The sequence below is a fragment of the Sphingobacterium sp. JUb20 genome, assembly GCF_004342035.1.
GTDB lineage: Bacteria > Bacteroidota > Bacteroidia > Sphingobacteriales > Sphingobacteriaceae > Sphingobacterium > Sphingobacterium anhuiense.
In genome coordinates this window covers 25,702-40,486 of record NZ_SLYV01000020.1, presented here as the reverse complement: position 1 = coordinate 40,486, position 14,785 = coordinate 25,702, and the positions used below count along the sequence as shown (strand labels likewise).

Annotated in this window: 14 protein-coding genes; 6 read left to right on the top strand and 8 right to left on the bottom strand. The window is 32.5% G+C overall.

Translation table 11 applies throughout. The features are described 5' to 3' along the window. Positions 1–158: 158 nt before the first annotated feature. Both EDF66_RS24245 and EDF66_RS24240 read left to right on the top strand, forming a co-directional pair. Positions 159–1,391: a hypothetical protein gene (locus EDF66_RS24245; RefSeq protein WP_132845713.1), complete on the top strand. Its 1,233-nt coding sequence runs from the start codon at positions 159–161 to the stop codon at positions 1,389–1,391. Positions 1,392–1,412: 21 nt separating this feature from the next. Then, entirely contained in the window at positions 1,413–1,730 is a 318-nt protein-coding gene (locus tag EDF66_RS24240) for a hypothetical protein (RefSeq protein WP_132845711.1), read from the top strand. Between the two features lie 102 nt (positions 1,731–1,832). On the opposite strand, the gene EDF66_RS24235 is transcribed toward EDF66_RS24240, so the two are convergent. The 5 genes from EDF66_RS24235 to EDF66_RS24215 form a co-directional block, all read right to left on the bottom strand. Beyond that, positions 1,833–4,010 (bottom strand): DNA/RNA helicase domain-containing protein, encoded by a 2,178-nt coding sequence (locus tag EDF66_RS24235; RefSeq protein ID WP_132845709.1) that lies wholly within the window; start codon positions 4,008–4,010, stop codon positions 1,833–1,835. Further along, complete coding sequence (locus tag EDF66_RS24230; RefSeq protein WP_132845707.1) at positions 4,010–4,339, bottom strand: nucleotide pyrophosphohydrolase; 330 nt, start codon at positions 4,337–4,339, stop codon at positions 4,010–4,012. Before EDF66_RS24230 ends, EDF66_RS24235 begins: the two co-directional genes overlap by 1 nt. 178 nt (positions 4,340–4,517) lie before the next feature. Further along, positions 4,518–6,335, bottom strand: coding sequence for a DUF262 domain-containing protein (locus EDF66_RS24225; RefSeq protein ID WP_132845705.1), 1,818 nt, complete (start codon positions 6,333–6,335; stop codon positions 4,518–4,520). Beyond that, on the bottom strand, positions 6,335–7,756 hold the full coding sequence (locus EDF66_RS24220) for a DUF262 domain-containing protein (protein ID WP_132845704.1): 1,422 nt from the start codon (positions 7,754–7,756) through the stop codon (positions 6,335–6,337). The genes EDF66_RS24225 and EDF66_RS24220 overlap by 1 nt, the downstream gene beginning before the upstream one ends. Before the next feature lie 559 nt (positions 7,757–8,315). Then, the gene (locus tag EDF66_RS24215; RefSeq protein WP_132845702.1) at positions 8,316–8,687 is read right to left on the bottom strand and encodes a hypothetical protein; all 372 of its coding nucleotides are present in this window, start codon (positions 8,685–8,687) and stop codon (positions 8,316–8,318) included. A 168-nt stretch (positions 8,688–8,855) separates the two neighbouring features. Between EDF66_RS24215 and EDF66_RS24210 the strand changes: the two genes are divergently transcribed. Then, positions 8,856–9,557 carry a hypothetical protein gene (locus EDF66_RS24210; protein WP_132845700.1) on the top strand — a complete coding sequence of 234 codons (702 nt, stop codon included), beginning with the start codon at positions 8,856–8,858 and terminating at the stop codon, positions 9,555–9,557. A gap of 191 nt (positions 9,558–9,748) precedes the next feature. Here the strand turns inward: EDF66_RS24210 and EDF66_RS24205 are convergent, their stop codons facing one another. Then, entirely contained in the window at positions 9,749–10,564 is an 816-nt protein-coding gene (locus EDF66_RS24205; RefSeq protein WP_132845698.1) for a hypothetical protein, read from the bottom strand. Positions 10,565–10,950: 386 nt separating this feature from the next. Here EDF66_RS24205 and EDF66_RS24200 point away from each other — a divergent pair, with 386 nt between their 5' ends. Together EDF66_RS24200 and EDF66_RS24195 are read left to right on the top strand one after the other, a co-directional pair. Further along, positions 10,951–11,421 carry an SRPBCC family protein gene (locus EDF66_RS24200; protein WP_132845696.1) on the top strand — a complete coding sequence of 157 codons (471 nt, stop codon included), beginning with the start codon at positions 10,951–10,953 and terminating at the stop codon, positions 11,419–11,421. Next, positions 11,403–11,597: a hypothetical protein gene (locus EDF66_RS24195; protein WP_132845695.1), complete on the top strand. Its 195-nt coding sequence runs from the start codon at positions 11,403–11,405 to the stop codon at positions 11,595–11,597. Before EDF66_RS24200 ends, EDF66_RS24195 begins: the two co-directional genes overlap by 19 nt. On the opposite strand, the gene EDF66_RS24190 is transcribed toward EDF66_RS24195, so the two are convergent. Continuing rightward, positions 11,581–11,901 carry a hypothetical protein gene (locus EDF66_RS24190; protein WP_132845694.1) on the bottom strand — a complete coding sequence of 107 codons (321 nt, stop codon included), beginning with the start codon at positions 11,899–11,901 and terminating at the stop codon, positions 11,581–11,583. The two genes, EDF66_RS24195 and EDF66_RS24190, sit on opposite strands and share 17 nt — an antisense overlap. A gap of 1,416 nt (positions 11,902–13,317) precedes the next feature. Then, complete coding sequence (locus EDF66_RS24185) at positions 13,318–13,860, bottom strand: hypothetical protein (RefSeq protein ID WP_132845693.1); 543 nt, start codon at positions 13,858–13,860, stop codon at positions 13,318–13,320. A 156-nt stretch (positions 13,861–14,016) separates the two neighbouring features. Here EDF66_RS24185 and EDF66_RS24180 point away from each other — a divergent pair, with 156 nt between their 5' ends. Beyond that, a complete protein-coding gene (locus tag EDF66_RS24180) occupies positions 14,017–14,718 on the top strand; it encodes a hypothetical protein (RefSeq protein ID WP_132845691.1) in 702 nt (233 codons plus the stop codon). Positions 14,719–14,785 lie beyond the last annotated feature (67 nt).

The following is a 14,785-nucleotide window of genomic DNA, read 5'->3' as shown; positions in this document are numbered from 1 at the left end:
ATACACCAATCGTTTCCGACATTACTGCTTTTACTGATATATTACTGGGATTACCGATATATTTCCGATATTTCCAGTGCACAAGGCAAGAATTTAAAGATGTTTTGATTATGGTTTTCCGTAATTACCGATTGGATAATTGATTTATTTTTGCAAGGATGTCTACGTTCGATAAATTTAAAAAAGCTGTAAGAGAGGCTTACTTGGAAAAAAAATCTCTGGAAGTATTACCTGATGAGTTAAATACGCCATCACCTGCAAACTTGCGGGAGTATAGTTTGATACGCTTACATGAGCGATTGTCTCAGGATGATATTAACGTCTTTAAAAATTATTTTTCTCGTCCAAATAAAGATGAAAGTATAGAAACTGCTATCAATAATGCAGACCTAAGTAAACTCAGATCTTTACAAAATTTTATCATAGGTGAAACGCTAAAACCTAGTGAAAGAATAGTCAAAATGGTCGCTATTTTAATCGATTTTCCAAAAAGGCCTTATAAAAGTGCTGATTGGATAGAAACAAACATATCCGGCTACTCAGATGAATTAAAATTGTATGAAAGAGATGACGTTACACAACAAATTGAGGCTGGTATTCTTGAAGAAGAAAAAGATTGTGAAGAAACTGTTATTTATCCAGACAGTGAAATAAAGCGTGAAGAAGAATTAGTTAATCCAGATAATCTGGTAATACATAACAGGGATATGGAAGGGAAAGCTGTAGATATTGTTGATACAGTATCTAATCTGGTAAGTAACAAACCTGTCGATAAAGATTCACCAATCATAAAAGATCAGGGAAAATATAGTATTGTTGATAATGGAAAAGCTGAAGATACACCACTATCAGGAGACAATTTATTTGGGATTAAAGGTCTTTATGGAGAATCAACTGGGAATAATAAACTATCAACTTCTAGCGATGGATCTGCGGGAGATAGTAGTGTAGAAAAATTTCATAATCCGACAAAAAACAGTTTTTTTTTACCGAATCGAAGAACTACATATTTATCCGCAGGCGCAGTGATTATTGCTACCGTTATAGGAATTTATTATTGGGTTAATAAGGAATGTATGTGCTGGAATGGAATAAGATATATTGAGGTAGAGTGTAGGGATAATAAACAACCCAATCAGATCATAGGCTTAAATGAGGATAAACTTAATAATTTTGAGAAAATTATGAAACCTGATACCTTGACTAAAGCAGATGTAGGTAAAGTTTGGTATTCAAAAATTGATAATGAGGTTGAGTTTTTTACTCATTCAGGAAAACATCCTATACACATTAATAAATCTCTTAAAGCGGCTACAGAACATATCATCAATACTTGGGCAGGTCGTAAAAGCGTAAATTTGGATAATAAATCCATTGAAGCTTTACCTTAAAATCTTTATTAATAACAAAACATGATAAAAAATCTAATTTTAATATTCACACTATCACTAATTGTAGTGATTTTATTTGGTCAAAGTCAGTATGCTACTACAGCTAGTGGTCAGAAGGTGATTTTAAAATCGGATGGAACATGGGAGTATGTAAAATCTAATTCATCATCTATAAATAAACTATCTTCTGGAACTGGTAACTCCAATTTGAAAGAAAAATCTTCTAAGAAACAAAGAAATTCTTCAGCAAGATCATATATAAGAGGTCCACGTGGTGGATGTTACTACATTAATGGTAACGGAGGGAAAACCTATGTGGATAGAAGTATGTGTGATTAAGAATTGAAAAAGCTGTAATAAATATGCTTATTTATAATTGATTTTTGTCATAGTTCCTGCAAAATAACCATTTCAGAAACTATGACTTCCTTTTTTGAAGTCCTATATTAGCACCTTCTTAAACACGCCAATCACTTTCAAATCCAATAGCTCTTCATCTCGCAACATAATAGGCTGAAAAGATGTATCGGTAGATTTCGGCAAAAGCATAATCTCTTGGTGTTCCCATCCCTCTTCACTGATGGTTTTCTTGCTACTATATTCTTTTATGGTGTAGTTGGATCCAAATTCCCGATCAACAAAATCATTGGACTCAACTAAACAGATCAATCCATTGCGAGAACCGCCTTGATATTTCTCGAAGAGACATATAGCGCCATTAGGGATAATTTTGTTCATAGACTCCCCCACTACTTTACATGCAAAATAACGAGCTGGATCTACTGTGATTCTATTTACCTGAATATAATGAGTATGTTCTGCTTGTTGGAGCTCAGAGAAACTCCCTGCTGCGACCTCAAGGTCATAGTATGGAACTGAATTTTCAGATGGGGTATCGGTAATGCTATAATCAGTTTCACTTTTGTCTGCTGTCCACTGTCTTTTAATGTACTGTGCTAGATATTTTCTTAGATTGTCATTGCAGACATACACATAACTTCCCTGAATACCGCGAAAAAGGATGGTACGATAAATATTGAGGATATAATTTTTTAGAACTGATAGATCATGAATAGAATTTTTACCATTTTTGTCTTTGTATCGCTCTTTATATACAACAAAAGAATTCGTATCGAAATCATAATCCAATTCTGGACCAATAATAAGACCGGTATAGTTGAGATCGTAGCCTTGTGTGGTGTGAATACAGCCGACTTCATGGATCGCATTGGCCGAATTTACCCAATCAACATCAGTACTGTTCCATCGGAGCGCAGTATCACCAATAACGATGTCGTGAAGCGATTTATCACTCTTGGAGATCCAATCCCAGGCGAAACCTGCTACCATACGACACAGGCCTGCGGCATCATCCTTACGCTTAATCTCCTTAACCATGGCATCCAGATCATCGAATAACTGAAAATCGTAGTGCACGCTCTCAAAAGGTTTTGGCGAAATTGCATTGTTATCTGAGAAGATCTGATGTACGAACTCCATATAATGTGCTCCTCCTTTTACGCGGAACTGAGAGCGTAACCGTTCAATCCGTGTACTTTCTAATTCCTGCAAATCGAGAAAACGCTGCTTATCGGCATCCGACGGTTTGACAGATTGAAACTCGTCATAAAAAATAATGGATTTATCGGATTGCAACTGCACCCAATCTAACTCCGTACAGGTTAATTCATCTAAACCCAATTGCTGTGATACTTTACGAAATGTACCATAATAAGCAGCAAGGTTTTTCCATTGGCGTAAGCGATGGCCTTCATCTACGAGCAAGAGATCATATTTTTGTTTAGCCACTTCAGCTGGACCGATGACCATCTTTGGTGACAATCCTTTAATGTTTTTGAAGACCTTACTGATGGTTTTACGAAATGACTGCATAGGAATGACGAGAGCCATTTCCAAGTCTCCATATTTTTGACGGACATCTTCTACCAAACTAAATAACTCTTCATCTGACTCGTCAAAATCAGCTTTATTAAAATCCTGTAAATCGGTCTTCAATAATTTAAATAGAAATATAGCCAGGATAGACTTTCCTGTTCCTGCTCCACCGTGAATCAAGCTAACCTTTGCACGATCATCAAGCAAACATCTAAGAATCATCTTTAATCCATTGGTCTGTTCTCGCGTTAAGCTTTTGTAGGGAGAATACTTAAAAAGATCTGAATTATCGATATGCTCTAGCGAATGTCGGGCAATACCCATTTTTCTTAATTCTGACCAGATATCACGAAACAGTTCCCAATAAACTTCTTTCTGTTGATAGAACTTATGATTGGAGATCCCCAGATTACCATTTTGTAAATCGAACTGCCCATCGGCGGCGATATAGCGGATCAAATTAGACTCGATATCTAAAGTTGCTGACTTATTGAACAGTTCACTCCGGATAAGGGCTACAGACTGTAACTGTTGTTTTCTCACAGTCTTAAGATGTGCTTTGAAGCGAGTAACCATATCAGTGGTTTCACCAACATAAGCTTCTTTTTTATCTTGAAGGAAGTATACTATAGGCCATGAAAGATAATCACGCTGTTTTTGCAATAGAGTTAGTTCCAACTGCGTATCAAATGGATATGGAATAATCTGGAAAGGTTTGATCATTATAATTCGTTATACTTCTTGGCAGTTCCTTTAGCTTTCTCTACCGGGTACTTTTCATTATTAAGTTTCATCTTTTCCTCAACAATCTCTTTTATATCCAAACCATGCTTATCGGCAAGCAATAAAGCATACATCAAAACATCGGCTAGTTCTTTTTTGAGTTTATCAGGATCAGCATCTTCATTACCTTTCCATAAGAAAAGCTCCAGAAGCTCAGAGGCTTCAATACTCAATGCCAAAGCTAAATCTTTGGAATTGTGAAACTGCTCCCAATCGCGGGCATCTCGGAACTGGCGGATCTGCTCTAATAAATGTTGAATGTCGGACATGATGAAATCTTTTAACTGCTAAGGGTTCTACCCAAATATCTGAAATATTGTTTGAAATACAATCAGCGCTGGAATAAATAGATTACATAGTTTAAATCTTAATTCTATACTCTTAAAATGTCCATTTTTCTGGATGTGTTGAATTAAGCAGTTGTTTAATTACAAGTTATTATGTTAGTTAATTCAACAATTCTCTGCGTCGGCTCAATAGTTCAACAATTTCATTTTTATGGATTTCAATTTCATCATTTCCCCATTTATTTTTGAGATTAGTCAAATTGTACATTATTTTTTGTTTTGGTGGTAAATTTTTTCTGTAATATTTACCGCTTTCAGCAGCTTTTCCAACAGGATGTTCATTATTCATCTTTGAATTTGAACTCTTACTGACCAAACATAAATTTCCTAAATTATCCAGTAAAGTTTCATTAATCTCATTTTTGTATGATTGAGGTAAATGATGTTCTACAGAATTTCGGTATGTAAATTTAAAATCCGAAGGTATTTTAACCCAATATAAATAATCGATAAAATTGAATAAAAAATGAGGGACTTTTACCCCTTGATCAAATTGATCAAAATTAATATTTGTATCATAATACTCTAAAATCAATTGATCTATAAAATATTGAAGATCTTCACATTTAACTGTAAATTTTTCTTTATCAAAAAAATAGTTTAAAAGGCTTTGTAGCCAATTTTTATATTTTTTATTTCTAAATGTAACTTGTAGTAAAGATATAGACTTGCTTAATCGATCCTGGTTCTCAAAGATATTTTTGAATTTTAAACTAGTCCTATTCTTTTTCTCATATAAATATTTATATGGCTTTTGTAATGTCCATCTATATTTTTCTTCTTCATTTTCTTCTTCAGTTGCTTTAATAATAAATCGATCAAACACGGTACGGTAGTACAATAAATCATTGATAAAGTCCTTGGCATCTAGATTTATAATGCCGTTATAAACTACAATTAAGTCTTTTTCATTCAGAGGTATTTCAGTTTCTACTCCGTTTTCTAAATAGGTTTTATACTTTATTTTAAAGATATGCATCAAAAAATTAGAAAAATCAATTATAGATTGATCTTTACCAGCATCATCAATATCATCAATCTGTATTGAATTTGTATTTTCACTTATCTTATCTAATGCCTGATTAATTGAAACCCCAATGTTTTCGATTGTCTCTTCATTTTGAAAATCAACTTCGTGAATCTCGTCATAATTTTCGCCAAAATATTTCTCTCTCACTTCAGCAGAAAAAAGTTTTTGGATATGGGTATCCATTTGTGAGCAAGCGTCCCAGATTTTCGAAAATTCATCCTGCTGTTTTTCAAAATAATTTCCATCTTTATCTTTTAATGTTTCCATTAAGTAAGATTTTAGAATCTCGTGTTTTTGCAATTGTTCACCCCGATTATTCATTATTTCAAAATAAGAGGCAACATCTGTATCTTGAGGTATTTCAACACGAACGAGAATGACATTTTGAAAGACAAAGTTTTTAAATTTCTCAAAATCTTCAATATCAAATAATCTTTTTTGTTTCCTCTCATCTGGATTGACAATTGTTTGTTGTAACAAATCAACAGCATTGATTAAGTGCGAAACTTTATAGTTGAAGGTAACATCCTTTGTATTTCCATTTCTATAATATGAATCAAAAAAAGCTTCTACTTCTAATCTCGATTCATAAAATAACTTTGGCTCTTTTACCTTATCAATAATCTTCAGTAATAATGATAAAGTAGTTAAGCGTTGTTGACCGTCAATTACCTCATAAAATCCATCTTTCCTTTTCAAAACGACTAAACTTCCAATGAAATAATTTAACGAAGAATTTATTTGAGACTTTTTGAAATTCTCATATAAATCTTGAAGTAATTGCTCTATTTCATCCTGATCCCAAGCATAATTTCTTTGATACAATGGCACAATGTATTTACTTTGAAATATTTGTTCCAAACTCTTATTTAGATTTGTTGTTTCCATTATGCGAACGTATACTTACTTGAATTTACTTTTTTTTCATCACCAGATATTAACGGTACTTTCTGATCGATAAAATAGTTAATAATAAAATCGACATCTTTTTTACATACTACTTTTTTGTAAGCCATTCTTTCTAGCTTAATTAAATCTGAATAGGTCTGAGCCTTCTCAATAATATTAAAGATCTCGCAACTAACTGGATAATCAGCTACACTTGCATAGCGTACTTGCTCTTTTTCTAATCTTAATCGATACACTAATAAATAGAGTATGATATGATATTTTTCAACACCTTCTTCACCAAATTTATCAAACATCAACATAATCAATGATTTGTATAGTTCAAATAAATATTGATCTCCGTCTCTATTGCAACCCTTATATTTACAATAACTTTGTATAAAAAACTTCAAAGCTTTCATTTCTTCAAATTCCTTTTTAAAAAGTCTTTTATAGATTTCTACATAAGTTTCTATATAATCAAAAAAGTCTTTTCCGTTAATAATATTTTGATTCAATAATGCAAACGGATTAATATTTTCAAAAGAAGACTTTTTAAATCGTGATTTCACACCATTTACTGACATACCCAGAGATTTAAAATAATTTTGCATCACTACCTGCAGCAATTCTCTATTTTGATAAGGAAAATCAATTGGATGGTTTTTATTGACTGTAATACCTTTAAATTCTTTAATTTGTTTTTTATTAAAAACTAAAGCCGTTTCTTTACGACTCCATAACCGGCTTCTGTACAATTGTTCATTAACTAGTTGTCTTAATAAATCTGAAACATAATTTCTGTCTTTAACTGTTTGATATCTTGCAGCCCCTTCCCAAGTTTTATCACAAGCTATTTTTTCCTCAAACGTATTACTTTCCATTGCTCGGATGTGATAGGCTTTCAAAAGGTTATAAGCTTCTAATTCCTTACCACGGCCATTTTGCGAATCAAACATTTGAAATGCTTCAGAAAGATCACTGACCTTAATCTCTACAAATTCGCAATATTTTAAAATATATTTATCAAAGCTTCCACTGTCACTCCCTAAATTCTCTAACAACCAATTATCTATAAAACGTTTGTTTTGAATTATTGAATTGACGGAGTCTAAATGTTTAAACTTTAATGAATCTCTCAAACTAGCTCCAACAGTACTTCCCAATGACTTTAGTATGAGCAAAATAGTAGTAATCCGTTGTTGGCCGTCAACAATATATAGTTGACTTTTATTATTATTTAGAATCACACTCCCAATACGATAAGAGCTCTTTCCTTCTTTCCAACTGTGCATTATATCTTCCAATAATAATCGGACATTATCTTCTGTCCAGCGATAGGGACGTTGATAATTAGGAATGATAAGGTCATCGATTAAGACTTTATCAACTTTCTTGATTTCAGCGGTTATTTTTTCCAAGTTTGTTCACGTTGTTATTATGCAATTAGACTAGTTGTTTCAACAATTTCAAGTTTATTTTTTTATTATATTTTTTATAAAGCCAGATTCCGAATAAGATTACTTTATCTCCATCATTAGGGTCTCCATCATCTATTGTTTGAATTGCTGTTAGATCCCTTCTTATGGATGTTAACTTGAGGGTTGATCAATTCCGAGTAAAAAATATAAAATTAAACTCCACATAATTTAAAAAATTAAAATGTAAAAACTAGGTAATTCCATATTCTCCCTGCATAGGATTAATCAATCAATATCCAACACATTCTAGCATCTGCTAATTGATAGATAAGGCTTCCTTAAAACGTTTGAATGCTTAGCTAAAGAATTACATGACTTCTACATAAAAGTTAGACAGTTTTATTAGGATCTCCAAATAAAAAACCAATGACAACAAAAAACCATAAGGTCCCTCCCGCAATTAATAAGATTAACTGCTTACCGGAAAAAGAGGACTGGTATCCAAAGTTAAAACTGCTATCTTGAAGTTTCGCAAAATTGGAAGCCTCAACAACAGGTACTAACACAAAAAAAATATAATGGAAATAAGGCCGTACGGATCTGGAAATATTGACGCAATATTGCTAAAAATAACTACAAATAGAATTAATAACGGAGCGTAGGTTTTTGTATACCCCAAGGATTTGGCATAATATAGAATCCTTTGAGAAAGAGAATAAATAAAGAAAACTGAAAATATTGCCCGTACGGCAGGATAAATATCAAGATACTCTTTATCCCGGAAAAAACGCCATTCTTTGTACATCCACCAAACAGTATAAAGACCAAACGTGGCAATACTAAGTAACATATACTGCGTGATGGTCACTAATTTTTGATCTTCAATTGGATAGTCCAATGACAGGATTTCATTTTCCAAATTTTCATTCATATTGTCTATAAGTCTGGTTAATTATTTTGAACCGTAAATATAATTAATATTTACGATGATGAAATAACAAAAACTAAGTTTGCAAGAAAGAATCCCATTATTAAACAGGACTCTTTCTTTTCAGGGTCTCTAACAATTGTTTATCTTGACTACGAAATGAAACACGAAATGAAAAAAAACAAATTTTGGAATTGGAAAAGTATTTTGTGTTTCATAGTTCTGGGGACTATGGTTTATTATAGTTGCTCTAGAGATGAAAATGAATATTATCAAGTATCTTACACTGACATAAAAGATTGGGAAAAGGGTAAACAAGCAAATTGGTCAAATATAGATAGCTCAGTGATCGTTTATAGCCTTTTTAAAAACCTGTCATTTTTAGACGACTATGTTATGTATTCTTGTATTGAAGTAAGAAATAAAAAAGATACCCTATTTTACCTTAGACAAACAAAGTATAGTATGCAAGAAGAGGTAACCGGAGACAGCTTAGTTGTTGCACATCAAGATAATTATTCTATTGGTGGTTGGTGGGAAATAACACCCAGGTTACAGCACCGACTAGATGGTGATAGTGTAGAATGGAGTCAAACATTAAAGGAAAGGAAAGATATTGCAGCACAGCTGGGAAATGCCAGTAAGTTGAAACATGCGGTCTATAAACTGGAAAAATCGGGTCTAGTAAAAGTCTCTAACAGTGATAATCCTTTAAACCGTCAGAACAAGAAATCTTACGATAACGAGGGAATATATTATGTTAGTCCATTTAGCTTTGCTCCTGTCAGTATGTACAAACTAGATTCGATCAGCAAGTTGTTGCTAACGGATAATCCACCAAAGACCTTAAAAGCTATCGCGATTTTGGATTAGCATTCGCTATTTTACTTACAAATTGTAAGCATTTATTAAAATAATCCATTGAATATTTAAGCTTATGACTTTTGGAATATACGAATCGATGATAACACAATCTTTAGCAAATAAATTGAAGTAATTGCCTGAAAAGGAATTCTCTAAGCCAATGTCGATAACTTGGAAATAATTCCCACTTCCTTAAATCTTTATTTATCATTTTGTTCAAAAAATGATTTCGCCATATTTCGTATTAAATCTCTATTTTCCTGAGAATTATCGATTGCACTTCGAATATGGGATTCGGGGCCATATATATCTTCATAAATTTTTGTTTTTTTGAATTTAGCATAATCCCCCTTCATCATGAATAACATGAGCAAAGTATATAAATCATTATTCTCCTTTTTATCCAATTGCGCCAATACAATAGGGATCCCTTCTCTAAAATTCAGGGATTCCATCATAAGTAAAGAATTAGTTCCTATAAATCCATCCTTACTTATAACATTACGCAAAAGATGAAATATGGTATCTCTATGCTGCTTTAAAGCATTCAATTGCCTATCGCTCCACACAAATTCCCTATACTTTCTATAAAAAGTGCCATATAATTTTGGTTCATCTTCCTTTGTTACTATTCTTCCACTACAATTTTGATTATACCATTCATAGTTAATCATGCAATATGTAAATAACTCAGATGGACTTAGACTTTGGAAATTAGGTTCGGCAATAATTGTATTCATACCACCCCAATGAGGAATCGGATAAAAATATAAAATACTATCTTTTTCTTCTTTCGGAATATTGACGCTATTTATCATGCTCAAGATTTTCACTAAATGAAAATCAGGAACATTTGACTTGGTCCACTGCTTTATCCAGACTATATCCTTTTCTACCCTTCTTTCAAGACTATCATCTGATGTTTGTGCTTGGGAATAACCAATTGACAGGATAGCGAATAATATAAGAATAGAGATATTGAGCAGGCATTTATTTGAAAGATATTTAACCCTCATTCTGACACGGTTTGATACCTTGAAGATAATCAAAAATATTCATTTTTATGTAGGTTGTAAATATTTTATTATCCCTCTAAACACCTTATTTATATGTAGATATGAGTTTAAATATACTTTCAGCAGATACATAATCAATCATATAACTTAAGCTAAAATTTATGAATGTTGTATAACAAGAAAGTTCTAGCTGATTAAGATTGAATACAATAACTATTAAACTCACTACCAGATGTATTGGACTGAACTCTCTTCCATAGTTTTTCCTCCATGTAATCCAGTCCACTTTAATTGAAATAATCTTGATATAAGGCACCATTTTTATCTATGCCCTCAAATAATGAAGCATAATTTCTATTAACTTTACAACTATAAGGAAATAATAGATGCCCAAAATTGAAATTATTACTATAATCAATGCGCCTATAGCGTTGTGTTTTGATCTTGCTAGGAGTATTGATTTACATACTATTTCAACTTCAAAAACAAATGAAAAGGCTATTGATGGTAGAACACAAGGATTAATAGAGCTAAATGAATATGTTACTTGGCAAGCCACACATTTTGGTATTAGACAGATACTCACTTCAAAAATAACAGCTTTTGAAAAACCTTATTACTTTGTTGATGAGCAAATAAGTGGTGCCTTCAAATCGCTATACCACGAACATATATTTGAACAGGATGGTGAAAAAGTAATCATGAAAGATATCTTTACATTTCAATCGCCTATGGGGATATTTGGAAGATTATTTAACAAACTGATTCTAACAGCATATCTTCACAAATTTCTCATTGAGAGAAATAATATGATTAAAGAATTTGCAGAATCGGACAAATGGAAAAGACTGATCTGATTATTGCACAAAAAGACGAAGATGCCTGGTTACATGCTACCAACAAAGACGATATCATTTCACTAATAAAACCTCATGATGGAGAACTAGGTAGTCATCAAGTTTTACGAGTAACAGATGCCAAGCTGACAGACACAAATCTCCCCGACATTCAAAAAGCTATTGAGGTGGTTTGAAAGTTATATCATAACCTTCAAGCTTTTTCAATAAGGCTTGAAGCTCTTCACTTGCTGTTTTTATCCATCCAGCCCTTTGTTTAATAGCGGCATATGGACTTTTAACTGCAAAATCTTTTATATTACTTAAGCCAGTATGCTCTTCTTTATAAACCTGCTCCCACTTCTCCAAAAACTCTTCCGGTGTATAAAATATCCTTGTATTATCGTGATAGATCCAGCAGTTATTCTGAATTGCAAACCGGTGCAAAGAAGTAACTTCTGCAGGAATACCTTCTTTCTCTTTAACTCTCCACGGTTCCATAATTTTAATTTTATTCAAAGCTAGAATTAAAAATACTAAAATCAAACTAAATTAATACTAAAAATTATAGCAATCAAAAAAAAACCTAGGCGAGCACCTAGGTTTGAAAATTTAACCAAATTTCTGACTTTGGGAGCCAATTAAAGTTTTTATTATGATATACATAAAAATAAATAAATAATTTAAAATTCCAAGATATTAAATAAAAAAGCCTTTGGTCCGCAAAACCAAAGGCTTCAATATTCATAAAATAATAAGGTAAATTATTGATCTAAAAATAATATGATTTTTTACATTTTCAATGTGTGAAACAAAAAAAAGCTCCAAATGATTATCTGGAGCTTGAATTTTCAGCATTGGGTACTGAATAAATGTATTTGATATGATCAGAAGCTTTCGATGGCTTCAAAATAAAGTTAATGAATTAATTATCAGCTCGCAATAGCGCTTTAAAATTTCTTTTCAAGAGTTCAAAAGCGCTTATTCGCAATGAATAGGGACTTTAAACTTACAACTTATAGAAGAGGATTTCTACTATGTATGCGTCCTATCAAGTGCATATTGACTTAGGCGCCACTGGACTTTCGCTTTGTTGGGATGAACAGCTTAAGGCACCCGCTTAAAGTTGTTTGTTATGCATGTTTAAAATACTGGAAATCGATAAGTACAAACACTGTTTTTTAATTTTAAGCAATGACTAAAAAAATATTTTTTATAATTTCATCACGAGCTTCAATTATAATTTAGTAATCTACAGATTGCGGGGTTCTATCAGTTTGATAGAACCCTTTTTTAAACTGAAAAAGTTGTAGTTTATTTATGGCCAATGTTTATTTTCAAGCCTCAGGTTGTTTTGACCTGAGGCTTTTTTACCTTTAAGAATTAATACAAATCTAGCTGATTCAGATCTCCAAATATTAATCCTGTGATAACGCTATAACAACAAACAATGCCTATAATTATAATCTGTTTTGTTGAAAAAGATGGTCGGCACTCACTTTTGAACCGGCTATCTAGAAGTTTTGCATAATTGGATGCCTAAAAAGGTGGTATCATCAAGAATATCCATACTAAGGACAACACGCAAGATAATATGGATATAAGGGATGTCAAGTTGAAAAACATATACAACATTAAAAGTAAAACTGGATTATAACTATTGTTGTACCCAAACGATTTGGCGTAATCCAATATTCGCGTAAAAAGTGAATAAATGAAGAAAACGGAGAAAATAGTACGTCCTGCTGGTTGAAGATCAAGTTTGTCTTTTTCTTCGATAAAGCGCCATTCTTTGTATACCCACCAAAGTGCATATACTCCACCTGTAGCAATATTAAGTACAGTAAATTGTTTTGCAGTGATCCCTTAAAACGTTTGAATGCTTAGCTAAAGACTTACATGACTTCTACAAAAAAGTTAGATAACTTCATTAGGATCTCCAAATAAAAGACCAATGATAACAAAAAACCATAAGGTCCCTCCCGCAATTAATAAGAATAACTGCTTACCGGAAAAAGAGGACTGGTATCCACAGTTGAAACTGCTATCTTGAAGTTTCGCAAAATTGGAAGCCTCAACAACAGGTACCAACACAAAAAAAAATATAATGGAAATAAGGCCATACGGATCTGGAAATATTGACGCAATATTGCTAAAAATAACTACAAATAGAATTAATAACGGATCGTAGGTTTTTGTATAACCCAAGGATTTGGCATAATCTAGAATCCTTTGAGAAAGAGAATAAATGAAGAAAACTGAAAATATTGCCCGTACGGCAGGATAGATATCAAGATATTCTTTATCCCGGAAAAAACGCCATTCTTTGTACATCCACCAAACGGTATAAAGGCCAAACGTGGCAATACTAAGTAACATATACTGCGTGATGGTCACTAATTTTTGATCTTCAATTGGATAGTCCAATGACACGCTTTCATTTTCTAAATTTTCATTCATATTGTCTATAAGTCTGGTTAATTATTTTAAACCGTAAATATAATTAATATTTATGATGATGAAATAACATAAAATAAGTTGACAAGAAAGAATGCCATTGTTAAACAGGACTCTTTCTTTTCAGGGTCTCTAACAATTGTTTATCTTGGCTACGAAATGAAAAAAAACAAACTTTGGAATTCAATAAGTATTTTGTGTGTCATAGTTTTAGGCACTACGGTTTATTATAGTTGCTCTAGAGATGAAAATGAATATTATCAAGTATCTTACACTGACATAAAAAACTGGGAAAAGGGTAAACAAGCAGATTGGTCAAATAAAGATAGCTCAGTGATCGTTTATAGCCTTTTTAAAAACCTGTCATTTTTAGACGACTACGTTATGTATTCTTGTATTGAAGTAAGAAATAAACAAGATACCCTATTTTACCTTAGACAAACAAAGTATAGTATGCAAGAAGAGGTAACCGGAGACAGCTTAGTTGTTGCACATCAAGATAATTATTCTATTGGCGGTTGGTGGGAAATAACACCCAGGTTACAGCACCGATTAGATGGTGATAGTCTAGAATGGAGTCAAACATTAAAGGAAAGGAAAGATATTGCAGCGCAACTGGGCAATGCCAGTAAGTTGAAACATGCGGTCTATAAACTGGAAAAATCTGGCCTAGTAAAAGTCTTTAATAGTGATAATCCTTTAAACCGTCAGAACAAGAAATCTTACGATAACGAGGGAACATACTATGTTAGTCCATTTAGCTTTGCTCCTGTCAGTATGTACAAACTAGATTCGATCAGCAAGCTGTTATTAACGGATAATCCACCAAAGACTTTAAAAGCTATCGCGATTCTGGATTAGCATTCGCTATTTTACTTACAAATCGAAGCATTTATAAACATAATGACAGCTCATATTAATACAAGAT

Bases quoted from the DNA above. Each gene is read 5' to 3' on its own strand.
- EDF66_RS24245 (WP_132845713.1), top strand. From the start codon at position 159: ATGTCTACGTTCGATAAATTTAAAAAAGCTGTAAGAGAGGCTTACTTG.
- EDF66_RS24240 (WP_132845711.1), top strand. From the start codon at position 1,413: ATGATAAAAAATCTAATTTTAATATTCACACTATCACTAATTGTAGTG.
- EDF66_RS24235 (WP_132845709.1), bottom strand. From the start codon at position 4,010: ATGATCAAACCTTTCCAGATTATTCCATATCCATTTGATACGCAGTTG.
- EDF66_RS24230 (WP_132845707.1), bottom strand. From the start codon at position 4,339: ATGTCCGACATTCAACATTTATTAGAGCAGATCCGCCAGTTCCGAGAT.
- EDF66_RS24225 (WP_132845705.1), bottom strand. From the start codon at position 6,335: ATGGAAACAACAAATCTAAATAAGAGTTTGGAACAAATATTTCAAAGT.
- EDF66_RS24215 (WP_132845702.1), bottom strand. From the start codon at position 8,687: ATGAATGAAAATTTGGAAAATGAAATCCTGTCATTGGACTATCCAATT.
- EDF66_RS24210 (WP_132845700.1), top strand. From the start codon at position 8,856: ATGAAAAAAAACAAATTTTGGAATTGGAAAAGTATTTTGTGTTTCATA.
- EDF66_RS24205 (WP_132845698.1), bottom strand. From the start codon at position 10,564: ATGAGGGTTAAATATCTTTCAAATAAATGCCTGCTCAATATCTCTATT.
- EDF66_RS24200 (WP_132845696.1), top strand. From the start codon at position 10,951: ATGCCCAAAATTGAAATTATTACTATAATCAATGCGCCTATAGCGTTG.
- EDF66_RS24195 (WP_132845695.1), top strand. From the start codon at position 11,403: ATGGAAAAGACTGATCTGATTATTGCACAAAAAGACGAAGATGCCTGG.
- EDF66_RS24190 (WP_132845694.1), bottom strand. From the start codon at position 11,901: ATGGAACCGTGGAGAGTTAAAGAGAAAGAAGGTATTCCTGCAGAAGTT.
- EDF66_RS24185 (WP_132845693.1), bottom strand. From the start codon at position 13,860: ATGAATGAAAATTTAGAAAATGAAAGCGTGTCATTGGACTATCCAATT.
- EDF66_RS24180 (WP_132845691.1), top strand. From the start codon at position 14,017: ATGAAAAAAAACAAACTTTGGAATTCAATAAGTATTTTGTGTGTCATA.